We start from the raw sequence: 24,174 nt of genomic DNA, 5'->3' as shown, positions 1-24,174 counted from the left end.
CCCGCGCCCGGTTCCGCGGGAGGAAAATGCGAATCCGGATTCACACGGCCGCGCGCCACGAGAGGCGGAGTCTCCTGGATCGCGTGCCGGGCTGCCGAAGGCGTGGAGCTTTCCCTCTACTCCAGCATATCGGATCAGGGTGATTTTCCCGGCGGGCGGAGAGGATGGCTCGTGCTTCGCGGGATGCTCAGGAGCTGAAGTCCGTACCTTCATAGAGGGCGGGAATGGTGGGAGAAACTTCGGGCGGCGTTTGGATGCCGGGAAATGGCCGGGATTCTTCGCTTCGCTCAGAATGACGCATCGTTAGTCGAGAATTCCCTCAGGGGCTGAAGCCGCTTTTCTTTTTGCGGCGGGGATGTACGGGCTGAAGCCAGTACCCTTCATGGCGGCGTGAGGGCGGGAATGGTGGGAGAAACTTCGGGCGGTGTAAGTGATTGCGGCATCGCCGGGATTCTTCCCACCCCGGTTCGTTTCGCTCAGAATGACGCGTAGGGTATGGGGCGGCACCTGCGCTTTTGGCGGGATGAACAGATGTTTTCGCGGCTCTGCTATGCTCGTACCTCGTGAGGCGTTTCTGCTGGAACGCCGCGCGTATTTCACTGACTGGAAGCCAGCAGGGAGGATGCTCGTGAAAAAGAATCTGATCTTTGGCGTGGCTCTGGTGGCCGCGCTCTGCAGCACGGCCTTTGCCGCTGCTCTCAAGCCGGGCGATCGCGCGCCGCTGTTCTCGGCTCCGGCTTCGCTGGCGGGCAAGGAATTTCACTTCTCGCTCAAGGCCGCACTCGCGAAGGGCCCGGTGGTGGTGTACTTCTATCCCTCGGCCTACACGGGCGGCTGCGACCTCGAAGCCCACACCTTTGCCCAGGAAAAGGACAAGTTCACCGCAGCGGGGGCGACGATCATCGGCGTATCAGAAGACAGCATTGCGCGCTTGAAGCAGTTCTCCGCCGACCCGAAGTTTTGCGCCGGGCGCTTTCCGGTGGCGTCGAACCCGAGCGGCAGCATCGGCGCGATGTATGGCGTGGAGGCGGCCGGAGCGGTGGCCGGAGCCAAGGATGTGCGCGGCGTGGAGATTGACCACGGATTCTTTGCCCGCACGACGTTCGTGATTGATCCGAAGGGCAAGATTGTGTCGGAGTTTTCGTCTGAAGCCGATCACCTCTCACCGCCCGAGCACGTGGCGAAGGCGCTGGCCGTGGTGAAGAAGCTCGACCACAAGTAGCGACTGGCTGGTTGCCGGTTCAGGAGTTGTCAAAGCTGTTTTTGAACTCCATCTATTGAAAGCCCCGCAGACACCGAATGGTCTGCGGGGTTTGCTTTTTAAGGGATCGGCCGGGGAGCGCCCGGCAAGGTATTCCGCGCGCGGGCCAGGCGGAGTATGCTGGGCGCATGCCCTTAGTTTGCTTGCACTTGCGCCGTCTGGCCGCGGTGGGATTGCTGGCCTTGACGGCGCTGGTCTGCCATGCGGAGCAGGCAGCCGCGCCGGTGGCGACCGTCGCGGTGCGGAATGTGGGCGAGGGCACAGTGGCGCTCCATGGGCCATGGGAGTTTCACGTGGGCGATGACCCGGCGTGGGCTGCGCCGGGCCTGGATGACTCCGGCTGGCAGCGGGTTACGGCCGACAAGCCCTGGGGCGACCAGGGGCACATGCGCTATGTGGGATATGCCTGGTACCGCTGCCACCTGAGATTTTCTTCTGCCGGTGCGGACCTGCCGCCGGAGTTGTCGATTCTGCTGCGCAAGGTGGACAACGCCTATCAGATCTATTGGGATGGCGTGCTGATCGGGCAGAACGGCGAGTTGCCCCCGCATCCGGTGTGGTACATGTCGGAGCCGCCGCAGGTATTTTCTTTGGGGCGGCCGCGCGATGGTGTGTTGGCGGTGCGGGTGTGGAAGGCGCCGCTGCTCTCGGATGACCCGGGCGAGTTGGGCGGCTTTGAGGGAGCACCGGAAGTGGGCAGTCCGCAGGCCATTGCGAATGCGCGTGGCGCGCTGAACTATCAGTGGCTGAGTAGCCACCAGTTTCTGCTCGGCGAAAATCTGCTGTATGGCGTGATTGGCCTGCTGAGTTTTTTGACATGGGTTCGTCACCGGAAGCGCTGGCTGCTCTTCTGGATGACGCTGTTTGCGATCTCGCCGGTGGCGAACTTTCTGCTGCTCGACGCGCACATTCCATTGCCGTATGAGGTGAGCATGGGCGCAGCCCAGCCGGCCTCGGCTATGGGCAGCATCGCGTTGTGGTTTCTGCTGCTGTGGCTGCTCGATCTGCGCGAAATTCGCACGCTGCGCAGGCTGACCGCCGTGCTGGCGTGGATCAGCATTCTCAACTGCACGTTCGACGGAATCGTGGTGAGCCTGAGCGGAAGCGCCCGATGGGTTGGCCTGACGCAGAGAGCGGACCTGGCATCGACCATTGTGCAGACGCCGCTGGAGATTTTTCCGCTAGTGCTGGTGGCTGTCGCGGTGACGAGGCGCAAGCGGCCGGATGCCGCGCGCTGGCTGCTGGCTGCGCTGGCCTTTCTGGACCAGATGATTGTCGTGTCGCTGGACGTGCTGGAGCAGGGACGGCAGTACACGGGCTGGTCGATCTCAGACAAAATTGAAGCGCCGCTGTTCACCTTTGGCGGCAGCGCGATTACGCTGCCCACGATCACCGCCGCGCTGCTGATTGTGTCGATTGCCTACATGGTCTACACGAGCTTTCACCGCGATGAGCGCGAGCGGGAGGCGATGGAGCGCGAAAGAGTTGAGCTGCAGCGCGCCAGCGAACAGATGCGCCACTATGCCGAGCACGATGGCCTGACCGGCCTGTGGAATCACCGCATCATGATGGAGCGGCTGCGCGGCGAGGTGGAGCGCTCGCGGCGCGATGGCACGCCGCTGAGCGTGATTCTGGCCGACATTGATCACTTCAAGAGGATCAACGACGAGCATGGCCACCCGATGGGCGACCTGGTGCTCAAAGAGATCAGCGTGCTGCTGGAACGGCTGGTGCGGCCCTATGACTGGGTGGGCCGCTATGGGGGCGAGGAGTTCCTGATCATATTGCCGGGCTCGGAATTTGACGTAGCCTGCTCGCGCGCCGAGCAACTGCGCCGCGCGGTGGAGATGGCGGAGATCGGGAATGGAGAGAGGCCTCTGCGCGTGACCTCGAGTTTTGGCGTGGCCTCGGGCGGCTCGATGGAGCATGGCGCGGAGGAGATGATTCGCGTGGTGGACGCGGCCCTCTACCGGGCCAAGGCGAGCGGCCGCAATTGCGTGGTGGCCACCAGCATGGATGTCGGGGCGGGCGAGAGCCTGATGGAGTCGCTGTAGAAGAGAAACGCGGACTCGCAAGCCGGCAGGACAGGGCCGTGATTCCTGCCAGCTTGCGGAGCCGGCAAGCTATTTCGCCGTGTCGCCGAGCAGCGGAGCCTGACCCTCAAAAGCTTCTTCAGTTCCCTGCCGAATCTTCTGCGTGATCTCTCGCCACACCGGATTGGCGGTGGAGGGATCGAAGCCGGAATTCTGCGGGTCGGCCTCATAGGCGGCGCGCTGGGTTCTTCCGCGCTGGTACATGGGAAGCTCCTGGATAAGCCGGAAAGCAGCGGCGATGACGACGCCGACATCGTCTTTGAGCTCTTCGGGAATGTTGGCGTAGACCTCGGGCTTGTGCTCCTCGATCCACTGGAAGGCGATGGGCAGCACGCAGGCGTTGACCCAGTGCTGATAAGCGCTCAGAGCTTCGATGCCCGCCACCCATGCCGGGTGCATGCCCGGCTGCACGTTCACCTCATGCGGCAGGCGTGGCTCACAGGGAGGCGGCCAACTGGTAGTGCGGAATTTGATGGGATCTGGAGGGAACGGCGCAGGAGTTGGCTTGGGACCGGAGGATTTTTCGTTCATGAGCTTATTCCTTTGATTTTTCGTTTTTATGGATAGAACGAGGGCTGAAAACGCGATTTTGCTTCCGCGCATGCAGTCTGAATTGCCGCGCAGAAACGGTGGTTGAAACCAAAGCAATGGATTTGTTGTCACCAGAATACAGGCTGAGTTCTGATGTGGATCGATCGTGTGCGCGCTTCCGATAAGCAGCGTGGCCTACCATGAAAGAGCTGGCATTGTGCAGCGCAGCGCAGCTCAAGCGCGTTGATGCCGCGACACAACTACCTGCAAGGAGTCACGATGGTTCATATCGATGTGAAGTATGAAGGAAATTTGCATTGCGAGGCGGTGCATGGTCCTTCAGGGACGGCGCTCACAACCGATGCGCCCAAGGATAATCATGGCCGGGGCGAAAGCTTTTCTCCGACCGATCTGGTGGCGACGGCGCTCGGCTCATGCATGCTCACGGTGATGGGCATTGCGGCGCGCACGCTCGGCGTAGACCTGAGCGGCGCGACAGCGAGCGTAGAGAAAGAAATGGCGTCGTCAGGCGTGCGGCGTATTGCGAAGCTGATTGTGAAGATTCATGTGCCGGGCGATGTCAGCGCGGAGAACCGCGAGAAGCTGGAGCGCGCGGCGCATACCTGCCCGGTGCATCAGAGCCTGCATCCTGAGGTTGAGAAGCCGGTGGAGTTTGTGTGGGGATGAGCGCCTTGCGCGTCTGTTCGACCGGAATTTTCAAACCATAAAGCAACCCGACCGCGAGAGAAAATGCGGCCTGACTGGGCCGCATGCGGCAACCCAGTCCGTGCTTGCATGTCTCCCAGTAATTGATTGGGAGACGACATGACAACGAACGATCATAAAGTAGCAGTAGTGACCGGTGCCTCCGGTGGGCTGGGACGGGCGATTGCGCATGCCCTCGCGAAGCGTGGGGCGAGCGTGGGACTGATTGCCCGGAATCCTGAAGCTCTGGAGGCGTGCAAGCAAGAAGTCGAGACGCTGGGCGGCCGCGCCCTGGTGCTGCTGTGCGATGTGGCTGACGCCCATGCCGTGGAGCAGGCCGCCGCGCGCGTGGAAGAGGAACTTGGCCCCATCGACATCTGGATCAATGATGCGATGGTGTCGGTGTTTTCTCCGGTCAAGGAGATGACGGCCGACGATTACAAGCGGACCACGGACGTTTGCTATCTGGGGTATGTGTACGGCACGATGGCCGCACTGCGCCGTATGCTGCCGCGCGATCGCGGCACGATTGTGCAGGTGGGGTCGGCGCTGGCAGTGAGGAGCATTCCGCTGCAGTCGGCGTATTGCGCCTCGAAGCATGCGATTCTCGGCTTTACGGATTCGCTGCGCTGCGAACTGCATCATGACAAGAGCAATGTGAAGGTCTCGGTGGTGCAGATGCCAGCAATGAACACCACACAGTTCACATGGGTGAAGAGCCGCCTGCCGAACAAGCCGCAACCGGTGCCGCCGATCTTTCAGCCGGAGGTAGCGGCGGAGGTGGTGGCGCACGCGGCGTATGCGAAGTGCCCGCGACGCGAGTATTGGGTGGGACGCTCGACGGTGCAGGCGATTCTGGGGCAGAAGGTGATTCCGGGTCTGCTCGATATCTATCTGGGCAAGACGGGATATAAGGCGCAGCAGCGGCCGGAGCCGGATAGTCCGGAGCGCGCGAACAATCTGTATGACTTTGTGCCGGGCGCGCATGGTGCGCATGGACCATTTGACAGCCAGTCAGAAAATTTCAGTCCGCAGGTGAAGGCGGATCTGAATCGCGGATGGATTGCGCTGGGCCTCGCAGCGGCCGCGGTCACGACGGCCGCGCTGTGGAGGAAGTCCGCATGAGCGAGCCGCAGCAGGTGATTTATGAATATGTAACCGACGAAGTGACAGTCTCGGCGAGATGCAGCGGCGGGGAGCGAAGCGGCTCTGCCGAAGAGCGGCGTTCGGTTCCGCAGTGGCTCATGATTGCGAGTTGTGTGGCGGCGATTGGGACGCTGGTGCCGGTGGCACTGTATCAATCGGGAGTGATCGAGCATTTGCCGGACCCGCCGGGCGGGCGCTTTGATTCGGACCGGTTGACGATGGCTGAAGGGTCGCGGCCGTTGGGGATTCCGGACAGCTATTTGGGGCTGGCCAGCTATGGCACGACGCTGGGATTGCTGCTCTCGCCCAGCCGCAGCGTAGGCATGAATGTGGCACGGCATGCGAAGCTGGGGCTGGATGCGGCGATGGCAGCAAGCAAAGTGGCCGGGCAAGTGCGCAAGGGGTGGTTCTGTTCATGGTGCCTGGGCACGGCGGGCGCGACTGCGGCGATGATGTGGTTTGGTTATCGCGCGGGGAAGTTGCGGCGAGAGAGGCATTGAAGGCTTGCTTGCTCCCACGTCCGAACAGACGGACGTGGGGCACCCCCTGCTTTCATTCTCAACGATGGCATCGGGGACACGTTCCCTTCTTTCTTTTTCAACGATGGCGTCGGGGGCACGTTCCCTTTTTTCTTTTTCATCGATGAAAACGGGACACTTTCGGTTCACTCCGTGCGGGTGGCGTCAGACATGTGGAGGGACAGGCGTACTCGAATCATTCAGAGGATGCGAAGCATGTGGCGGTCAGCCTGCGTACTCCGCATCGGTGACGTGCTCCAGCCATTCGACCACTTTGCCATCCAACTTCTCCTGAATTGCGATGTGCGTCATGGCAGTGCTGGGAGATGCGCCGTGCCAGTGCCTTTCGCCAGGTGTAAACCAGACCACATCGCCGGGACGAATCTCTTCGACCGGCCCCCCTTCACGTTGCACCCGCCCGCAGCCTGATGTGACGATGAGTGTTTGTCCTAACGGGTGCGTGTGCCATGCGGTGCGCGCACCCGGCTCAAAGGTCACAGAAGCGCCGGCCACTCGGGCTGGCTCAGGCGCGGCAAAGAGCGGATCGACCCGCACCGTTCCGGTGAAATATTCGGCGGGCCCTCGGCCTGAGGGCTGGGAGCCATTTCGCGTGATCTGCATGGGTGTTTCCTCCAACGGGAGTAGTGTTTGAGCGCCTTCAAAAAAGATCAGGGCCGGAACCTGCATCGTTCCGGCCCATTTGTAACTGTGATGAGAATTATTCGTTCTTGAGCGATGCCATGTCGATGGAGAAGCGGTACTTCACATCAGACTTGAGCATGCGCTCATAGGCTTCATTGATTTTCTGAATCGGGATGACCTCAACATCAGAGGTGATGTTGTGCTCGCCGCAGAAATCCAGCATCTCCTGCGTCTCGGCGATGCCGCCGATCAGCGAACCGGAGACACTGCGGCGGCCGAAGATGAGGCCAAAGGAAGACAGCGGCAACGGCTTGTCAGGCGCGCCGACGAGCGTCATGTTGCCGTCGCGCTTGAGCAGGTGGATGTAGGCGTTGATGTCATGCTCGGCGGAGACTGCGTCGAGGATGAAGTCAAAGCTGCCGGCATGCTTCTGCATTTCATTGGCGTCGCGGGAGACGACGACTTCATCGGCACCGAGGCGAAGAGCGTCTTCGCGCTTGCCGGGCGAAGTGGTGAAGACAACCGTGTGCGCGCCGAGAGCGTGGGCAAATTTGACGCCCATGTGACCGAGTCCGCCGAGACCGACGATGCCGACCTTCTTGCCTTTGGTGACGCCCCAGTGGCGCAGCGGCGACCAGGTGGTGATGCCGGCGCAGAGCAGCGGCGCGGCGGCGGCGGCATCAAGATTCTCAGGCACACGCAGGACGAAATGCTGGTCCACGACGATGCTGTCAGAGTATCCGCCGTAGGTCACCTTGCCGGTGTCTGCATCGGGCGAGTTGTAGGTGAGCACCATTCCGGCGCAGTACTGCTCGAGGCCCTCTTTGCAGGCCGGGCAGGTGCCGTCAGAACCGACGAGGCAGCCGACGCCGACACGGTCACCCGCTTTGAACCGGGTGACAGCGGAGCCAACTTTGGTGACGCGGCCGATGATCTCATGGCCGGGGACGCAGGGGTAAACCGTCTGCACGGCGGCGGCCCACTCGTTGCGCGCGGTGTGCAGGTCAGAGTGACAGACACCGCAGTAAAGGATTTCAATTTGTACGTCGTTTTCTTTGGGTTCGCGGCGCTCGATGACAGCAGAAGAGAGCGGCGAGGCCGCACTGATAGCAGCGTAAGCCTTAGCTTTGTACATGATGCCCCTTTGATGCGCCAGCCCTGCGTTGATCTGCAAAATTTTGGTGACAGAATGCCCGCGAGAAAGGCCGCGGATTTGACGCATTCAAAAAAAATTGAGGACGGCGATCGCCGCCCTCAAAGCATTGCAGGGGGTTGCAGAAACAAAGGTGAGATCAGGCGGTTTTGGTGGCGGTTTCCATCAGTTCCTGCATCCAGGATTCGGTGACCACGCGGGGTTCGCCCATGGCGGCGTTGGCAACGTCCTCCCATGCTTCCCAGGTAGCGATGCGCTGGGCGTAAGCCTCACGCGCACGCGGCAGAATCGTGTTGCCGAGGCCGAGGCGCAGCGGCGGATTTTCCGCATCGACAAGCTTGAGGATGGCACCGGCGGTGGCGTTGGGATCGCCGCGCTCCATCTTCACAAGATGCGTGAGGAACTGCTTGCGGAACTCGGCGTAGGGCTGCATGGCATCGACGATAATGCCGGATTTGCCGAAGTCGGTGGCGTAAGCGCCGGGCTCGACGAGGGTGACATGAATGCCGAAGGGCTTGACCTCAGCGGCCAGCGACTCATGCATCGCCTCCACAGCCCACTTGGTGGCGGCGTAGTAGCCGATGAGAGGCAGAGTGTTGATGCCGAGGCCGCTGGAGACACCGAGAATGTGTCCGCTGCCCTGCTGGCGCATGATGGGCAGCACGGCCCGCAGCACGCGCACCATGCCGACGTAGTTGATGTTAAAGAGATCGAGAATCTGCTCGTCGCTGGCCTCTTCGGTGGCGGCCAGCAAGCTGATGCCGGCGTTGTTGACGAGCACATCGATGCGGCCGAAGTGCTTGTGGGCCTGCTCGACGGCCTGCGTAACCTGAGCGGGATTGGTGACGTCGAGGGCGAGCGGGAGGACGGCGTCTCCGTATTTCGCTGTGAGATCGCTGACATCGGCGAGGTTGCGGGCGGTAGCGGCGACCTGATCGCCACGCTCAAGGGCTGCCTCAGCCCAGACGCGGCCAAAGCCGCGCGAGGCTCCGGTGATGAACCATGTTTTCTTCATTTCTGACTCCTCTGTAACTGTTGCGGTTTCGTAATTGCCGGGCTGCGCGGAATGGCTAGCTCTGGGAATAGTTCATGTTGGTGAGGTCGGTGATCATGTCCGGGCCGGTGGGATTCCACCCCAGCGCAGTGCGAGTCTTTGTGCTGGAAACAAGCGCATCGCGACCGGCGAAGAAGCTGAGGAAGCCGAAATGCTCCTGTGCCTGCTCGGGGGCGATAGAAATCACCGGCACGTTGAGGCCGCGGCCGAGGACGGTCGCGATATCACGAAGCGCAACGCCTTCTTCCGCGACGGCGTGATAGCGGGTGCCCGCGGTACCTTTTTCAAGCGCGAGGCGATAGAGGCGGGCTACGTCTGTGACATGCGCGGCCGGCCAGCGATTGGCTCCGTCACCGATGTAAGCAGAGACACCTTTCTCGCGGGCGATGGCCAACAGTGGCGTAACCAGCCCCTGCTTGACGGTGTCATGCACCTGCGGCAGACGCATGACCATGGCGTTGATTCCCTGCTGCATGAGCGCAACCGTTGCCGCCTCGGAGACGCGCGGCCAGCCGGGTATGGAAAACGGCGCATCGTCTTCTGTGCCAGCACGGCCTTGCACGATCGCAACCCCGGCACTCACGATGAAGGGACGGCTGGAGCCCTTGAGCACATCGCCGATGGCCTCGATGGCCTGCTGGTCAAGCTTGCAGCTCTCGGCAAAGCGCGTCCAGTCATGGACGAAAGCGGTATGAATCACGGCGTCTGCATTTTCAGCTCCGCTGCGGATGCTGGCTGTGTCTTCGAGATCGCCGCGATGCGGTTCGGCTCCGGCGGCTTTGAGGGACTGAGCGCCCTCGTCAGAACGCGTGAGGCCGAGCACCTGATGGCCTGCGCCGATGAGCTCCGCGACGACGCGGGAACCGATGAATCCTGTTGCACCTGTAACAAAAACGCGCATGCTGCTCCTTTTGGGTGATCAATCTCTGTAGTGCATTTGTGGCTGCGTGCCGCACGGCGGTTTGACGCGGCGGGCGGCATCGAATAAAACGGAGGCACTCTCCATATAGGAATAGATAACCGGAGAATGTCTCCGGTTGCAGATTTTTCGATGAATAAAAAGCCGTTAAAAAAAGCCGCGAAGAAGTCTCTGCCTGCGAGGAAGCCACGCTCGGATGCGCAGGAGAATCGCATGCGCATTCTGGAAGCTGCGAAGGAAGCCTTCACGCGGCATGGCGCGCAGGCCAGCCTGGATGAGATTGCGAAGCAGGCGGGGGTGGGAGCGGGAACGCTGTACCGGCACTTCCCTTCTCGCGAAGAACTGCTGAAAGAGGTTTACCGGACGGAGATGGGAAAGCTGGCCGATGCGGAGCACAGGCTGGCTGCGGAGCTGCCTCCGGTGGAGGCACTGCGGGCGTGGCTGCTGCTGTTTGTGGAGGCGATTGCGGCGAAGCAGGTGATTGCTCCGGTGCTGAAGGAACTGGTGGGCAATCCCAAAGAAGTTTTTGAGGATTCCTTCCTTCGCTTGCGACGGGCGGCGGAGTCACTGGTGGCGCGGGCGGTGCGCAGCGGAGAGCTGCGCCGCGATGTGGAACCGAATGATTTGCTGCGGGCGCTGGTGGGCGTGGCCTATGTGGAGGCGGGGCCGGACTGGCAGGCGAGCGCGCGGCGGCTGGTGGATCTTTTAATCGGCGGGGCGCGCCGCTGATGGCTGGACTGCGCCCCTGATGGCTCGACAGCGCCGCCTGCCCCTGAGCCTGCTTTGAGGCTCAGGGGCGGATCGGAGTTGCGAGCGGTACCCGGGTTATTCGACGAAATTTTCGAGCGTACCGATGCCCTCGATGCTGATGGCGATGCGGTCGCCGTGCGCGAGGGTGAAGCTGTCTTCGGGCACGATGCCGGTGCCGGTCATGAGATAGGCGCCGGTAGCGAAGCTGGTTTCACGAAAGAGATAGCCTGCCAGCTCGCGGGGATTGCGCTTGAGCATTTCGAGCGTGGTTTGGCCCTCAAAGACGGCCGCATGGTCGCGCGTAATTTTCAGAGAGATGGCAGTGGTGCGCGGAATCTCCGCTTCGGCCACGAGCAGGCAGGGGCCGAGCGCGCAGGAGCCGTTGTAGACCTTGGCCTGCGGCAGATAGAGCGGGTTTTCTCCCTCGATGTCACGCGAGCTCATGTCATTGCCGACGGTGTAGCCGGTGATCTCGCCGCGCGGATTCAGGAGCAGCGTGAGTTCGGGCTCGGGGACAGACCAGCGGGCATCACCGCGAATGCGCACGGCTGTGCCGGGGCCGACGACGCGCTGCGGCGTCGCTTTGAAGAAGAGCTCCGGGCGCTCGGCGGAGTAGACGCGATCATAGAAGCTGCCGCCGCCGGAGTCTTTTGACTCCTCCATGCGCGCGCTGCGGCTGCGGAAGTAGGTGACGCCGGCGGCCCAGACCTCCTGCGTGCCGATGGGGGCGAGCCATGTTGCGGGTGCGGGACCTTGCGACATGGCGGGACCGGAGGCGGCGCGCACGCTGGCGGCCAGGTTGCCGCTGGCCACGAGTTCATCCCATGAGGCGACATCGAGTTGGTGCCAGCTACCCTCTTCGCGCTGCGCGAAGATTCCGTGCGTGGTGTTATAGAGCTTCATTTAGCGGTTCTCCTCTGGATGGGGATGGCTTAGGCGGGCCACGATGGCCTCGGTGTCATAGACGCAGCCGCCCCAGACACCGCCGGAGGCCTGCACGAGCGCGGCCCAGAGCCGTGTGTGGCTGGGGAGGGCCGGATGCGGTGCGAGGTCGGCGCGGGGTGAGCGCTGCGCGAGGCGGCGTGCGCCTTCTTCTGGAGTAAAACGATCGGGCGGCGAAAAGTGATCGGGGCTGTTGGAGGCATCGTCGCCGATGAGATTGACGGTTCCCTCCTGCGTAGCGCCGTCGATGCGAATCTCGATCCAGTCGCCGTCGCGGACACGGCCGATGGGGCCACCGGCAAGGGCCTCGGGCGAGATGTGGCCAAGGCAGGCTCCGGTGGAGACGCCGCTGAAGCGTGCGTCGGTGAGCACGGCGACGTGCTTGCAAAAGGGCAGATTTTTGAGCGCGGAGGTGACCTGATAGGTCTCCTGCATGCCAGCGCCCATGGGGCCTCCGCAGATGAGGACGAGCACATCGCCATGACCGATGCGGCCGTGCTTGATCGCGTCCATGGCGGCGGCTTCGGTGACGAAGACGCGCGCGGGGCCTGCGTGGTGGTAGTTGCCGTGGCCGTCGAGCAGCGAGGGATCGATGGCGGTGCTTTTGATGACGCTGCCCTCGGGCGCGAGATTGCCGATGGGGAATGAGAGCGTTCTGCCGATGGAGCGCGCCTTGGCGCTGCCGGGGGCGAAGATCACGTCGTCAGGATCGACGTCATCGAGCGATTGCAGGCGTTGCTTCATACTATGGCGGCGTTCGCTGTCTTGCCACCAATTGAGATTTTCGTCGAGAGTTTCGCCGGTCACGGTGCGCACGCGGGTGTCGAGCAAGCCGGCGCGGCGCAGATGCAGCATGGTTTCGGGCACGGCTCCGGCGAGGAAGACCTGCACGGTGGCGTAGCCGCGCGGGCCGTTGGGCAGGGCATCGACGAGGCGCGGCACTTCGCGGTTGATGTGCTTCCAGTCCTCGACCGTAGGGCGGCGCAGCCCGGCGGCATGCGCGATGGCGGGCAGATGCAGCAGCAGATTGGTGGAGCCGCCGAAGGCTGCATGCAAGACCATCGCGTTGCGAATGGCGGCATCGGTGACAATATCGCGCGTACCCATGCCGAGCTGCGCGAGACGCAGCAAGGCTCGCGCCGAGCGGGTGGCGGCATCGAGCCAGACCTCGTGGCCGGAGGGTGCGAGCGCGGAATGCGGCAGGGCAAGGCCGAGCGCCTCGGCAATGACCTGCGAGGTGGCGGCGGTGCCGAGAAACTGGCAGCCTCCGCCGGGGCTGGCACAGGCGCGGCAGCCGACCTCTGCAGCGTATGCCTGGGTGATTTCGCCCTGGGAGAAACGCGCGCCGATGGTCTGCACTTTGCCGGCGTCTTCGGCTGGGTGCGTTGCAGAGGATTCGGGGAGCAGCGTGACTCCGCCGGGCACGAGCACACTGGGATGAGCGCCCGAGGCGGCAAGCGCCATGAGCATGGCGGGGAGACCTTTGTCACAGGTGGCGATGCCGAGCACGCCTTTGCGTGTGGGCAGCGAACGCATGAGGCGGCCGAGCACCATGGCGGCGTCGTTGCGATAGGGCAGCGAATCGAGCATGCCTTCGGTGCCCTGCGTGCGTCCGTCGCAGGGGTCAGTGCAGGCCCCGGCAAATGGCGTGGCATGCCAGCGGCGGAACTCGCGCGCGGCCTCGGCGACGAGCAGGCCGACCTCCCAATGGCCGGTGTGGAAGCCGAGAGCGATGGGGGTTCCGTCAGCGGCACGCAGGCCGCCATGCGTGCTGAGGATGAGGAATTCGGGGTCAAGGAGCCGCTGCGGCTCCCAGCCCATGCCGGCATTTTGCGAGAGGCCGAAGAGATGTCCGGATGGCTGGGTGAGGAGCATTTCAGCCGTGATGGGCAGCGCGCCCTCAGGCCCGCGCGCGTGCGTCGGCACGGAGGCAAAGAGTGCGGAGTCAGACTCGAGCACCTGCGATGCGGAGATGGGATGTGAGTCAGGCATGATGCAATTCTCTGACGGTAGACGCTGCCGGAATGCGGGGCAAGCGATAAACGAGCAGCGCGGAGAGCAGCAGCGCAATGGACATGAGGAGATAGCCGGCGGATTGCGTACCGGTGATGGCGTGCAGAAGCCCGACCAGATAGCTGCCGGCAAAGCCGCCGAGCGCGCCGCAACTGTTGACCAGGGCGAAGACCTCGCCGGTCACCTCGCGCGGCACGCGCTCGGGCAGGATGGCGAAGAACGGACCGTAGGGCGCATACATGCAGCCGCCCGCGAGCACGAGACAGCCAAAGGCCAGCGCGAAGCTGTGCCCGGCAAAGAAGAAGGAGCCGAGCATCGCAAGACCGGCGAGCAATAGAAACGGCCACACCACCTGCTGGCGGCGCAGGGTGCGGTCAGAGATGCGCCCGGCAATGATCATGAGCACGATGGCCGCGACATAGGGCACGGCCGAGAGCAGGCCGGTGTTGCCCATGGAGAGATCGGCTCCGCGACGCACGATGGTGGGCAGCCAGAGGACGAAGCCGTAGACGCCGAGGCTCCAACAGAAGTATTGCAGGCAGAGTTGCAGCACATCGGCTCGCAAGAGGATGGCGCGCAATGACACGGTGGGACTGCCGTCCGCGGAGGGCAAGGCTTGCTGCGCGCGAATCTGCTGCTCGAGTTGCTGCGCTTGCGCCGGTTGCATCCAGCGGGCCTGTGTGGGATGGTCGCGCATGACAGCGATCCAGAGAAATGCCCACAGAATGGCGGGCAACCCCTCAATGACAAACATATGCTGCCATCCGACGGACTCGATGAGGAAGCCGGTGAGCGCGGACATCCAGAGCACGGTGACAGGATTGCCAAGAATGAGAAAGGTGTTGGCGCGCGAGCGCTCGGCACGCACAAACCAGTGCGTGAGCAAGAGAAGCATGGCCGGAAAAATGATGCTCTCGGCTACGCCAAGCAGCAGGCGGTCCACGGCCAGCCAGGCAAAACTATGAATGACGCCGGTGAGCGCGGCGAGGGTTCCCCAGAGAATGAGAGCGAGGAAGATGAGGCGGGTGGCGCTCCATTTGCGGGCGAGCAGCATGCCGGGAATTTGAAAGGCGAAGTAGCCGAGAAAGAAGAGCGCGGCCAGAAGCGCGGAGCGGCCCTCAGTGAGGTGCAGCGTGCGGGCCATGCCGGCCGCTGCTCCAAAGCCGTAGTTGGCGCGATCGACGTAGGCCAGTGCGTAAGTGATGAAAAAGACCGGGAGCAGCCAGGCGCGCCGCATGCGTGAGTTGTTCTCCCTGCTGAGGAATGGAGTCGGCTAGGCGTGTTTTGCCAGCGCAGCCATCTTACTTGGCGGCGGACAGCTCTGGCACGCGGAAGGAAATTTTGAAGGAGGCCAGAGATGGCGGGCGCGATGGCGACGCCCGATTGCGAGCCATGGATTGCGATAGTTGCACGCCGCGACATATGATGGCTGCGCGCTGCGAATCCGGGTGCGGCTGGCCTGAGATTGCTCCCGTTCGAGCGACTGACTGCACCGGTTTCTGAGCATCCGTTTTCAAGTCCAAGGAGTTCCATGCATCCACTTGCCCGAGTCGCTGCTGCTTCCGCACTGCTTTTGTTTTTGTATCCAACGAACTCCCGCGCGCAGGCCCCGGTGCCGGGCGCGGCGGTGAAGTCCAGCATGCGAGTGCTGCGGTTTTCGCCGGCGCTCGACCAGTTGATTGCGCCGGGCGCGAAGCCCGAGGTGGTGCATGGGGGATACGTCTTCACCGAAGGGCCGATGTGGCGCGAGGGGAGATTGTGGTTCAGCGATGAAGAGGGCGACCATGTGCATGCGCTGACGGCCAGCGGACAGGACGCGGTGCTGGTGGACTTTCAGCATGGGAAGTATGCGCTGCCCGATGGACACAAGACCGGCCCGAATGCGATGGCGCCCGCGAAGGACGGCTCGGTGGTGATGTGTGAGCAGTACGGGCGCGCGGTGGTGCGGCTGGAAGGTCCGGCGTCGCATCTGCGCGTGGTGCCTTTCTTTGACAGCTATCACGGCAAGCGGCTCAACAGCCCGAACGATCTCGTGTTTTTGCCGGATGGCTCGTTCTTCTTTACCGATCCGCCGTATGGGCTGAAGGGCGGCGATCATGACCCGGCGAAGCAGCTGAAGTTTGACGGCGTCTTTCACTACAAGAATGGCAAGCTGACGCCGATCATTGAGAATCTGACGCTGCCCAATGGCATTGCGCTTTCGCCGGATAACAAGACACTCTATGTGAACAACTCGGGACCGGCGATGCGGGTGATTGCGTATCCGCTGCACGCGGATGGCAGCGTGGGCGAACCGCGGGACGTGATTGACTTCACGAGCAAGGATGGGCCGGGCGTGCCGGACGGGATGAAGATCGACAGCCACGGCAACATCTGGACGACCGCCCCGGGAGGCATTCGGATTGTGACGCCGCAGGGCAAGGTGCTGGGGCAGATTCTGCTGCCGGAAGTGGCGGCGAACCTGGCCTGGGGCGGCGATGGAACGACGCTCTACATTACGGCCCGCACGCATGTGTATCGCCTGCAGACGCGGGTGAAGGGTTATCTGCCGGCCTTCCGGCGCTAAAAACACAGGAGGAGCACGCCCATGACGACGTTCAATCGCCGCACGTTCACGAAACTCTCTCTGATGGCAGCCGCGTCTTCGGCATTGCCGCTGCATGCCGAAGCGCAGAAGCCGCTGCGCTTTGCGCCCGTGGGGCTGGGCGATATTTCTGACATCTTCATGCGTGCCTGTGCGCAGTCGAACAAGTGCAAGGTGACGGCACTGGTGAGTGGGCACGCCAAAGAGAAAGCGCCGAAGTATGAAGCGCTGTATGGCATTTCGCCGAAGAACGTCTACAACTACGAAAACTACGACGAGATTGCGCACAACCCCGAGATTGACGCGGTGTACATCGGACTGCCGAACAGCATGCATGCCGAATACACGATTCGCGCGGCCAAGGCCGGCAAGCATGTGCTGTGCGAGAAGCCGATGGCCATCTCTTCAAAAGAATGCCAGCAGATGATCGACGCCTGCCGCGAAAATAATGTGAAGCTGATGATTGCCTATCGCGTTCACTATGACCCGATGTGGCAGCAGATTCGCAAGCTGGCGCGGAGCGGTGCGATTGGCGAGATTCAGGGTTTTCAGGGCGGATTTTACGGCATCAAGATGCATGGCTGGCGGCTGAATCGCAAGCTCGCGGGCGGAGGTTCGCTGCTGGACCTGGGCATCTATCCACTGAATGCGATTCGCTGGTTCACGGGTGAAGAGCCGGATCACTTTGCGGCGCAGGTGGCGACAAAGATTCCGGGACCGCGATTTACCGAGGTGGAGGAGAGCATTGAGTTCAACATGCGCTTCCCTTCCGGCATTCTGGCTTCGAGCGGCTCGTCGTATGGGGAGAATGGTCCGGCGTATCTCAGCGTGGATGGCACGCATGGCAACCTGTGGGTGGAACCGGCGTTCTACTATGACGGACTGAAGTATCACGGCACGACGATTCACGGGCCGGTGAGCGGCATCAGCCCGGGCAAGCAGCCGTACCAGTTTGTGTATGAGGCCGATCACTTTGCCGATTGCGTGCGCTACAACCGGACGCCGGCGACTCCGGGCGAAGAGGGACTCAAGGACATGCTGGCGATGGAGGCCATCTACCGGGCAGCCGGAGCGCCGATCGCTTAGCGCTCAGCAGAGAGATAAAGATTCACACGAGAGGCGGAGTTGGCTGTTATGCTGACTCCGCTTTTATTTTGTTTTTGGCCGAAGGAGAAATGCATGGCCGATTGCGTGGTTCGTGCGGGAGCAAGCGTGACAGGCGAGCCGATTCGATTTATCGGCAAAGAGATGCTGGTGAAACTGGCGTCTGACGGCAACGGTTAAATCTCGATTTTGGAAGACATGAGCCCGCCGCGCAACGGGCCTCCTCTGCATGCGCATGGATTTGAAGAGTTCTTCTACATCACGCGCGGCACGTTTCTGTTTGAGCTGGATGGCGAGCAGACGCAGGTTGGCCCCGGCGACATGATGCATGCGCGCGCCGATGTGCCGCACACCTTCATGAACGTTTCAGAAGAAGAAGGACGCATGCTGATTGTGGCGCGGCCCGGCGGCATCGAGCGCTACTTTGCCGAGCTGGCCGCGCGGATGGTTCACGATGCAAGCAACACGGCGGCGTTTGCGGAGCTGGCGGTGGAGTATGGCATACGGATTCTCGGGCCTCCGCTGGCGGCGCGGAAGCCGTAGGCGCAGAGATTCAACTGGATTGCTTTGTCTGGAACATCCAGCGAACGCCGAAGCGAGGAGTGCACGCGGGCCAGCCGCGAGTTACGGCTGGCCTGCTGCGTGAAGGTGTGACGGCGAATCAGGGTTGGATGTATTCGCTCTGCTGGAGATCGGCGAGAAGGCCGATCTGCGAGGGCTTCCAGCCGAGCCGCTCCTGCGTGAGGCGGCTGGAGGTGGGATTGTCCGCGGCAATGGCGGGCGCGAGGAAGCTGAAGTATTTGGCGGCCTGTTGCCGCGAGATGCTGACTGCGGGGACACGGAGACGTTGCCCGAGGACCTCGGCAATGTCGCGGAGCGCAATTCCCTCTTCGGCGACGCCGTGATAGACACCATTAGGCGGGCTCTTTTCAAGCGCGAGGCGGAAAAGGCGCGCGGCATCGAGCTGATGCACGGCGGGCCAGCGGTTGGAGCCGTCGCCGATGTAGGCGGACTGCTTCTTTTTGCGAGCCGTCATGATCATTCTTGAAGCCAGACCGTAGGCGCCGGGACCATGCACAACGGGCGCGAGCCGAATGGCTGAAGTGCGGAGGCCATGTGCCGCCAGCTGCTCAAGGACGTCCTGATTTCTGGCTCGCGCGAGACCGAAAGCAGAGGGGTCGCGGTCGTAGCTTTGGTCTTCAGTGGCGAGGACGCCGAAGGGCATGGAGAGCGTGCCAAAGGTTGCGACCAGCGGGCTGCCCTTGCCGGGCAGCGCGGCGGCCATGGTCTCGATGGCGCGACGATCCGCGGTGACAGCGGCGGAGAGGAAGCGGCCGACGATGCCGCCGGGGGCTCCACCCAAGAAGACACGCAGGCGTGTGCCAAGCGGCATGTGGGAGATCTTGTGATAGAAGGCGGTGTGGATGACGCCCTCGGCGCGGGATGCGGCATGGCGCAAAGACTCCAGATTTTCGACATCGCCGATTTGTACCTGCGCTCCTGCAGCTAGGAGCTTTTGCCCTGAGGCCTCAGAGCGCGCGAGGCCAACAACCTGATGGCCGGCCGCGATGAGCTCTTTGACGATGGCGAAGCCGATGAATCCTGTGGCGCCTGTAACGAAGACTCTCATTTTTAACTCTCCTGTGTCAGACTGTACGTCCGGTAGGACATAGAATCTATGCGATGGAGTCCGCATTCATATCGAGATCATCCAGAAATTGGGCTGATCCCCTGTCGGATGTTTTGTCGCTGCTGAAGCCGCGTGGCTATATGACGGGCGGGATCGATGCGGGCGGCGAATGGTGCTTTGGGTTTGAGCCGAGCGCGGGCTTCAAGTGCTTTGCTGTGATATCGGGCTGCTGCTGGCTTCGGCTGGATGCCGAGGATGTGACGCTGCGCCTGGAGGCTGGTGATTTTGTCGTGCTGACGCATGAGGGCGGCTACCGGCTGGCCAGCGATCTCGATCTGCCCTCGATGGAGATCATGTCGGTGATCAAAGAACCGCTGAACGGGCGCATTCTGACATGGCAGGGTGGAGGCGGCTGCCTGGGGCTGAGCGCGATTTTCAGCTTTGGCGGCGAACACGCCAGCATCTTGTCTGAAGTGCTGCCGCCCGTGATTCATATTCGCAATCCGGAGGACCGCGCCGTTTTGCAGTGGTATGTGGAGCGGATGATGAAGGTGGTGCGCGAGCCACGGCCGGGAAGCGTGCTGATGGGCGAGTATCTAGCGCAGATGATGCTGGTGGAGGTGTTACAGCTCCACGTGGCAAACTCTGCCAGCGGTGCCGTGGGCTGGCTGTTTGCACTGGCTGACCGGCAGGTGCGAGCCGCGATTGCGGCGATGCATCGTGCTCCGGCACAGCGCTGGACCGTGCAGGAACTGGCGGAGCAGGCGGGCATGTCGCGCTCGGCCTTTGCGCAACGATTCAAAGAGCGAGTGGGCTTGCCGGCGATGAGCTACCTGACACGCTGGCGCATGATGCTGGCTGCCGACCAGTTGATGCACTCGAAGGACTCCGTGGCGGAGATTGCTTTTTCACTGGGGTATGAATCAGAGAGCGCCTTTGGCTTTGCTTTCAAGCGCGAAATGGGGTGCTCTCCGCGCCAGTATGGGCGCAACCGGGCTCTGCCCGTTGAAGAGGGTGGCGCGGAATCGAACTTATGAAGCGCGGGCGCGCACAACGGCGCACCCGCATCCGTCAGCTTTAGAAATCCACGGTCAGATCAAGCCAAAGCTGCCGTGAGCCAGGATCAGGACCGAAGTATCCACCGGGCTGGGCAACTCCTGTAATGACGCCGAAGTTGTTATTGCTGCCGGTGTTGCACACTTGACCGGTGCCGCCAATGGGCCCAGCCACGGTAGCGTTGCTGGGGCATGTGGTGTTCGGGTTTCCAAAGTGCGGCGTATTGGTAAGATTCATTGCTTCGGCCTGCAGCACCAGCGATGCGAACTTCCTGACATTAAAGGTTCGCTGCAGATTCACGTCCATGCTGAAGTAACCGGGACCGCGAAATTCATCGCGGTTGGTGTTGCCAAAGTGAGCCGGACTCGTGGAGTTGATGAGAGGCGCGGCAAACGAACTGGGCGCAAAGTATTCGCAAGATGCTTCACCGAGAGCGCAGGTGGTGCCTGTGCGCGGCGGCTTTCCATGCGTCAGCCTGAAAGGCTTAACGAGATCGGCCGTTTGTGAAGATCCATTGGCATTGAGATTGCCACCGGCACTCACCGTGAAGGGAGTGCCACTCATGATGCTGACGATGGGGTCAATGAACCAACCGCCGAGGACCTGGCCCGCGACGCCATTCTTTGCCCAGCGGCCATCTCTTCCGAAGGGCAGAGCCATCACGCCAGAGAGCTCAAAGTTGTTTGCTCGATCAAAGCTGGCGGGACCGTAGTCTTTGTAGTAGTCCGGCGCATAGGGGATCAGGAGACCGCCAAGGTCCTGATTGTCCGCGTAATCCATCGCCTTGGACCAGGTGTAAGCAACGTTGAGCATAGAGCCGCCGGCGAAATGGTATTTGAAGGATGTTTGCAGTGAATCATAGCGGCTGAATTTGAAGGGATTGAGTTCATTGATGGTGCCGGTGTAGTTAGCACCGTATCGCTTGCTCAATATGCCTCCGGCGCTGCCTGCTCCGGGCGCTGAGGGGTTTGCATTCATGTTGGTGATGGGGCTGCTGTCGTAGTCGCCTACATACCCGATGGTCCAGGCGGCATTTCTGCCGAACTCCTGCTCAAGAGTCACGTTGTAAGAACTGATATAGCCGCGGTGGAATGGATTCGGTATGGTTGTTGTGCTTGCCGAGGTGGGCAAGGCAATGCTTCCGCTGCTCAAATCCGGCAAAGGAATCAGCTTAATACCGGTGGGAACTGAATAAGTTCCGCCGCCGAGATTTGAGCCATTCAGCCCGGTGAGGCTAGCCGCGGGAACATAGTCGGCCTGATTCTGCGGCAGGTTGGTATCGAGAATGATCGACGGGTAGGAGTTGAGCAGAACGTGCCAGGCATTGTAAGGATCGGCGCTCAACCCATAGCCGAGACGGATGACTGTTGATGGGTTGACGTTGTAGGCAATGCCGACGCGCGGCTGGTACTGGCCATGACCGACGCTGATGCCATCGTTGCGCGGCACTCCCCCGTAACCACCGATCGATACGATTCCGCTGTTCAAATTCAGCCAGCGGAGTCCTTTGCCGTTGTCGGAGTATCCGAAGGGATAGAGCTCCCAGCGAATGCCGTAGGTCATCACGAGTTTTGGAGTGACCTGCCACTGATCCTGCAGATACCCTCCCCACGTGCCCCAGCGCTCGGCATTGGGGTTGAAGATCTGCCGCGCTTTTCCAGTCTCCTGTGGCAGGCCGAGCAGGAAATCAGCCCACTCATTGAACCAGGATGGGGTGCTTCCGAATTGTGAGGTTGCGAAGCCGTTGAACTGGAATTGTCCGCGAGCATTTTGGAAGATGCCGCCCTGCGCCTGGAAGTGATTGATGAGGGTGTGGGACCACTCGAAGCCACCTTTGATATTGTGTTTCCCTTTGATCCACGTGACATTGGCGTCAGAGACGAACATATCGTCACGGAAGAGAAACGGATTGGCGACTTGCGAGTTTCCGATATTCAGGTCGCCTCCGTAGCTGGACGAGAAAGAAAATCCGGGCCATCCGTAATAGAGGGACGGACTGCCGGTTGTGCCGGCATTGTTGGTTCCGGGAATGCCTAACTGATCGAGGCCGCGCGGCGAAGTGAGATCAAAGGTCGATCCAAGGCGCTGTCTCGTATATCCGAAATTCCAGTCAAAGAGCAGATTGGACGTAAAGCTATGCGTGGCGCCGATGCCAACCTGCTGAACGAGGCCAGGAGCATTGCCGAGTTGTCCTCCGTTGGTCGCATCGCCGATGGCGGCGCCCAGTAGCGGCGGATCATAGACGAGTGTCTTCGAGAAGCTGTATCTGCCCCACAGCATGGATTTAGGACCGATGATCCAGGTCACCTTGCTGTCGCTGTTGTTGCGATTGAACAATGCCGTTCCGCTGCCGGTCCAGTTGAGCAGCCCGTTGCTGGTCGCCGTTTCCTGTGAGAACAAGGGGGCCATCAGCTTGATCATGGTTTCCGCGGCGGGATCGATGCGGTTGGCACAGATTTTGTTGGGGACGCCATTGCAGGAGATTTGCGTTTTATTATTTCCGGTTGCATCACCCGTGGCTGGATCGTAGATGACGGGGTTACCGGGCAGCGCGGTAAAGTCGCCGTTGGCCATAGCGGCGGTCGGCAAGGTGCGCGTATCCGGGCCGGCTAATTGCCGCTGCGTGGTGCGGTCGAAGTCGAAGAAGAAGAAGAGCTTGTTCTTGACGACAGGACCGCCGATGGATCCGCCATATTCATTCTGGTTGTTGCGGTTTTTATGCGGAAAGATTGTCTTATCGGTCTGAAAGTAGTTTCGTGCTCCAAAGTTCTGATCGAAGTGTGACCAATGCACGTCACCGTGAAAGTGATTCGTGCCGGACTTGATATTCATATTGACTTCAGCACCGCCCGCCATTCCCTCCTGAGCGGTATAGGAGTTGGTGACTGCCTGGATGGTGGAATACGCATCCGCAGGTGGAACGTAGGCGACGTTCGCGGGCAGATAGGGATAGGCATCCAGAACGCCATCGATGCGGGTGTCCACGGCCTGGGTGGACTGGCCGTTCACAGGGGCATTCACCGCTCTCTGCGGATTGGCGGCCAGGGAGTTGGTTTCAGCGATCAGGCCGACGCCGGGAACAGTCTGCAGCAGTCTTTGAGGATTGGCACCCTGGCTGCCGAAGATAGGAAGGTTTTTAATCTGGCGATTCGTAATGTTGGTCTGCACGGTCGCTGTTTCCGTCTGCAGCAACGGCGCGGCGGTGGTCACGGTTACGGTTTGCGATGCTTTGCCGACCGCAAGCTGGAAGTTTCGTTGGACGGGTGTGTTCACTTCCACGATGACATCGTTGGTGGTCTGGCCCGCAAAGCCCGGCGCTTTCACCGTGACGGTATAAGTTGCCGCCAATAGGTTTGGAAACTGGTAGATACCACTGGAGTTCGTCACGGTAACATGCCTGACGCCGGTCTGAACGGCGAGAGCTGTCACCCGCGCGCCCACGACCGCCGCACCACTTGGATCGGTCACTGTTCCAGTGAGGGACCCGTAGAGAGTTTGTGCATGTGCGCCCGTCGCCGCAGTCAGCCATATCACCATGAGCGCGATGAAAAGCCAGAGCCTTTTGCCCTTTGCTGCGGGAATCATGAGCGCATGGTGGCATTCGCAAGAGCTTGCCGCCCAAGGTAAACATTTTCCTGATGGTGTCGATTTCATTTGCAACAGACCTCTCCCCTGGGCTTGCCGCAAACCGACCCACCGCAATGCGGACCCTAAGTGCTATAAACTCTATGACTTTCCCGTGGTTTAGCAGTTATTGGTTGATGCCGCCGAACCTGGACAGCACTTAATAACCACCTTTTTGTTTGCGACCCGAATTATCGTAATGGAGAAAAGGGATTGTCAAGACAAAAGGCGATATCTCTGCTTACCAGTGAACGAAGGATCTGTTTCAACTCCCTAAGTCACTACGCGATGCATTACAGGTCAAATGGTTGTATAGATGCGCTTAGAGATCACGTCAGGTTTTGCTTTTGACGAGAGTTGGGTTGGCCCCCGCCAGAACCACCAGAACCAGACCCTGTCCACGGAAGACAATGGATCTGGGGCGAAATCCGGCGCCGCAGACTGGACTT

20 protein-coding genes are annotated in these 24,174 nt (G+C 61.3%); 10 read left to right on the top strand and 10 right to left on the bottom strand.

Going from position 1 to position 24,174, the window contains the following annotated elements:
* Positions 1-628: 628 nt before the first annotated feature.
* Positions 629-1,222, top strand: a complete 594-nt coding sequence (locus ACP_RS01045) for a peroxiredoxin (protein WP_012680612.1) — start codon at positions 629-631, stop codon at positions 1,220-1,222.
* A gap of 167 nt (positions 1,223-1,389) precedes the next feature.
* Positions 1,390-3,315, top strand: a complete 1,926-nt coding sequence (locus ACP_RS01040; protein ID WP_012680611.1) for a sensor domain-containing diguanylate cyclase — start codon at positions 1,390-1,392, stop codon at positions 3,313-3,315.
* A 69-nt stretch (positions 3,316-3,384) separates the two neighbouring features.
* On the opposite strand, the gene ACP_RS01035 is transcribed toward ACP_RS01040, so the two are convergent.
* Complete coding sequence (locus ACP_RS01035; RefSeq protein WP_148214968.1) at positions 3,385-3,885, bottom strand: hypothetical protein; 501 nt, start codon at positions 3,883-3,885, stop codon at positions 3,385-3,387.
* A 246-nt stretch (positions 3,886-4,131) separates the two neighbouring features.
* Here ACP_RS01035 and ACP_RS01030 point away from each other — a divergent pair, with 246 nt between their 5' ends.
* The 3 genes from ACP_RS01030 (at position 4,132) to ACP_RS17065 (ending at position 6,236) form a co-directional block, all read left to right on the top strand.
* Entirely contained in the window at positions 4,132-4,572 is a 441-nt protein-coding gene (locus ACP_RS01030; RefSeq protein WP_238525614.1) for an OsmC family protein, read from the top strand.
* A gap of 138 nt (positions 4,573-4,710) precedes the next feature.
* Positions 4,711-5,715, top strand: a complete 1,005-nt coding sequence (locus tag ACP_RS01025; RefSeq protein ID WP_012680608.1) for an SDR family oxidoreductase — start codon at positions 4,711-4,713, stop codon at positions 5,713-5,715.
* Positions 5,712-6,236, top strand: coding sequence for a vitamin K epoxide reductase family protein (locus ACP_RS17065; RefSeq protein WP_052294634.1), 525 nt, complete (start codon positions 5,712-5,714; stop codon positions 6,234-6,236). Before ACP_RS01025 ends, ACP_RS17065 begins: the two co-directional genes overlap by 4 nt.
* A gap of 243 nt (positions 6,237-6,479) precedes the next feature.
* Here the strand turns inward: ACP_RS17065 and ACP_RS01015 are convergent, their stop codons facing one another.
* From ACP_RS01015 to ACP_RS01000, 4 genes are all read right to left on the bottom strand, one after another.
* The gene (locus tag ACP_RS01015) at positions 6,480-6,875 is read right to left on the bottom strand and encodes a (R)-mandelonitrile lyase (protein WP_012680606.1); all 396 of its coding nucleotides are present in this window, start codon (positions 6,873-6,875) and stop codon (positions 6,480-6,482) included.
* 97 nt (positions 6,876-6,972) lie between these two features.
* A complete protein-coding gene (locus ACP_RS01010; RefSeq protein WP_012680605.1) occupies positions 6,973-8,031 on the bottom strand; it encodes an NAD(P)-dependent alcohol dehydrogenase in 1,059 nt (352 codons plus the stop codon).
* A 157-nt stretch (positions 8,032-8,188) separates the two neighbouring features.
* Positions 8,189-9,064 carry an SDR family NAD(P)-dependent oxidoreductase gene (locus tag ACP_RS01005; RefSeq protein ID WP_012680604.1) on the bottom strand — a complete coding sequence of 292 codons (876 nt, stop codon included), beginning with the start codon at positions 9,062-9,064 and terminating at the stop codon, positions 8,189-8,191.
* A 55-nt stretch (positions 9,065-9,119) separates the two neighbouring features.
* Positions 9,120-10,004 carry an SDR family oxidoreductase gene (locus ACP_RS01000; protein ID WP_012680603.1) on the bottom strand — a complete coding sequence of 295 codons (885 nt, stop codon included), beginning with the start codon at positions 10,002-10,004 and terminating at the stop codon, positions 9,120-9,122.
* A 231-nt stretch (positions 10,005-10,235) separates the two neighbouring features.
* Between ACP_RS01000 and ACP_RS00995 the strand changes: the two genes are divergently transcribed.
* A complete protein-coding gene (locus tag ACP_RS00995; RefSeq protein ID WP_238525613.1) occupies positions 10,236-10,751 on the top strand; it encodes a TetR/AcrR family transcriptional regulator in 516 nt (171 codons plus the stop codon).
* Between the two features lie 96 nt (positions 10,752-10,847).
* Here ACP_RS00995 and ACP_RS00990 read toward each other — a convergent pair whose 3' ends face one another.
* The 3 genes from ACP_RS00990 to ACP_RS00980 are packed head-to-tail and all read right to left on the bottom strand — an operon-like array spanning position 10,848 to position 14,964.
* Positions 10,848-11,675: a fumarylacetoacetate hydrolase family protein gene (locus ACP_RS00990; RefSeq protein ID WP_012680601.1), complete on the bottom strand. Its 828-nt coding sequence runs from the start codon at positions 11,673-11,675 to the stop codon at positions 10,848-10,850.
* Entirely contained in the window at positions 11,676-13,706 is a 2,031-nt protein-coding gene (locus tag ACP_RS00985; RefSeq protein ID WP_012680600.1) for a YjhG/YagF family D-xylonate dehydratase, read from the bottom strand.
* Positions 13,699-14,964, bottom strand: a complete 1,266-nt coding sequence (locus ACP_RS00980) for an MFS transporter (protein ID WP_012680599.1) — start codon at positions 14,962-14,964, stop codon at positions 13,699-13,701. The genes ACP_RS00985 and ACP_RS00980 overlap by 8 nt, the downstream gene beginning before the upstream one ends.
* A gap of 294 nt (positions 14,965-15,258) precedes the next feature.
* Here ACP_RS00980 and ACP_RS00975 point away from each other — a divergent pair, with 294 nt between their 5' ends.
* From ACP_RS00975 to ACP_RS00965, 3 genes are all read left to right on the top strand, one after another.
* Positions 15,259-16,293 (top strand): SMP-30/gluconolactonase/LRE family protein, encoded by a 1,035-nt coding sequence (locus tag ACP_RS00975; protein WP_012680598.1) that lies wholly within the window; start codon positions 15,259-15,261, stop codon positions 16,291-16,293.
* A gap of 21 nt (positions 16,294-16,314) precedes the next feature.
* The gene (locus ACP_RS00970; RefSeq protein WP_041839156.1) at positions 16,315-17,397 is read left to right on the top strand and encodes a Gfo/Idh/MocA family protein; all 1,083 of its coding nucleotides are present in this window, start codon (positions 16,315-16,317) and stop codon (positions 17,395-17,397) included.
* A 216-nt stretch (positions 17,398-17,613) separates the two neighbouring features.
* Positions 17,614-17,958 carry a cupin domain-containing protein gene (locus ACP_RS00965; RefSeq protein WP_052294633.1) on the top strand — a complete coding sequence of 115 codons (345 nt, stop codon included), beginning with the start codon at positions 17,614-17,616 and terminating at the stop codon, positions 17,956-17,958.
* A 118-nt stretch (positions 17,959-18,076) separates the two neighbouring features.
* Here the strand turns inward: ACP_RS00965 and ACP_RS00960 are convergent, their stop codons facing one another.
* A complete protein-coding gene (locus ACP_RS00960) occupies positions 18,077-19,045 on the bottom strand; it encodes an SDR family oxidoreductase (protein WP_012680595.1) in 969 nt (322 codons plus the stop codon).
* A gap of 53 nt (positions 19,046-19,098) precedes the next feature.
* On the opposite strand from ACP_RS00960, the gene ACP_RS00955 reads away from it, so the two are divergent.
* On the top strand, positions 19,099-20,082 hold the full coding sequence (locus tag ACP_RS00955) for an AraC family transcriptional regulator (protein WP_012680594.1): 984 nt from the start codon (positions 19,099-19,101) through the stop codon (positions 20,080-20,082).
* A 40-nt stretch (positions 20,083-20,122) separates the two neighbouring features.
* Here ACP_RS00955 and ACP_RS00950 read toward each other — a convergent pair whose 3' ends face one another.
* A complete protein-coding gene (locus ACP_RS00950; RefSeq protein ID WP_041839155.1) occupies positions 20,123-23,686 on the bottom strand; it encodes a TonB-dependent receptor in 3,564 nt (1,187 codons plus the stop codon).
* Positions 23,687-24,174 lie beyond the last annotated feature (488 nt).

Origin of the sequence: Acidobacterium capsulatum ATCC 51196, assembly GCF_000022565.1 — a bacterium.
Lineage (GTDB): Bacteria > Acidobacteriota > Terriglobia > Terriglobales > Acidobacteriaceae > Acidobacterium > Acidobacterium capsulatum.
The sequence above is the reverse complement of the archived record's forward strand: the minus strand, read 5'-3'. Positions and strand labels throughout refer to the sequence as shown.

Excerpts from the sequence above, each read along its gene's own strand:
- ACP_RS01040 (WP_012680611.1), top strand. The coding sequence starts at position 1,390 with ATGCCCTTAGTTTGCTTGCACTTGCGCCGTCTGGCCGCGGTGGGATTG.
- ACP_RS01035 (WP_148214968.1), bottom strand. The coding sequence starts at position 3,885 with ATGAACGAAAAATCCTCCGGTCCCAAGCCAACTCCTGCGCCGTTCCCT.
- ACP_RS01030 (WP_238525614.1), top strand. The coding sequence starts at position 4,132 with ATGCCGCGACACAACTACCTGCAAGGAGTCACGATGGTTCATATCGAT.
- ACP_RS01025 (WP_012680608.1), top strand. The coding sequence starts at position 4,711 with ATGACAACGAACGATCATAAAGTAGCAGTAGTGACCGGTGCCTCCGGT.
- ACP_RS17065 (WP_052294634.1), top strand. The coding sequence starts at position 5,712 with ATGAGCGAGCCGCAGCAGGTGATTTATGAATATGTAACCGACGAAGTG.
- ACP_RS01015 (WP_012680606.1), bottom strand. The coding sequence starts at position 6,875 with ATGCAGATCACGCGAAATGGCTCCCAGCCCTCAGGCCGAGGGCCCGCC.
- ACP_RS01010 (WP_012680605.1), bottom strand. The coding sequence starts at position 8,031 with ATGTACAAAGCTAAGGCTTACGCTGCTATCAGTGCGGCCTCGCCGCTC.
- ACP_RS01005 (WP_012680604.1), bottom strand. The coding sequence starts at position 9,064 with ATGAAGAAAACATGGTTCATCACCGGAGCCTCGCGCGGCTTTGGCCGC.
- ACP_RS01000 (WP_012680603.1), bottom strand. The coding sequence starts at position 10,004 with ATGCGCGTTTTTGTTACAGGTGCAACAGGATTCATCGGTTCCCGCGTC.
- ACP_RS00995 (WP_238525613.1), top strand. The coding sequence starts at position 10,236 with ATGCGCATTCTGGAAGCTGCGAAGGAAGCCTTCACGCGGCATGGCGCG.
- ACP_RS00990 (WP_012680601.1), bottom strand. The coding sequence starts at position 11,675 with ATGAAGCTCTATAACACCACGCACGGAATCTTCGCGCAGCGCGAAGAG.
- ACP_RS00985 (WP_012680600.1), bottom strand. The coding sequence starts at position 13,706 with ATGCCTGACTCACATCCCATCTCCGCATCGCAGGTGCTCGAGTCTGAC.
- ACP_RS00980 (WP_012680599.1), bottom strand. The coding sequence starts at position 14,964 with ATGCGGCGCGCCTGGCTGCTCCCGGTCTTTTTCATCACTTACGCACTG.
- ACP_RS00975 (WP_012680598.1), top strand. The coding sequence starts at position 15,259 with ATGCATCCACTTGCCCGAGTCGCTGCTGCTTCCGCACTGCTTTTGTTT.
- ACP_RS00970 (WP_041839156.1), top strand. The coding sequence starts at position 16,315 with ATGACGACGTTCAATCGCCGCACGTTCACGAAACTCTCTCTGATGGCA.
- ACP_RS00965 (WP_052294633.1), top strand. The coding sequence starts at position 17,614 with ATGAGCCCGCCGCGCAACGGGCCTCCTCTGCATGCGCATGGATTTGAA.
- ACP_RS00960 (WP_012680595.1), bottom strand. The coding sequence starts at position 19,045 with ATGAGAGTCTTCGTTACAGGCGCCACAGGATTCATCGGCTTCGCCATC.
- ACP_RS00955 (WP_012680594.1), top strand. The coding sequence starts at position 19,099 with ATGGAGTCCGCATTCATATCGAGATCATCCAGAAATTGGGCTGATCCC.
- ACP_RS00950 (WP_041839155.1), bottom strand. The coding sequence starts at position 23,686 with ATGATTCCCGCAGCAAAGGGCAAAAGGCTCTGGCTTTTCATCGCGCTC.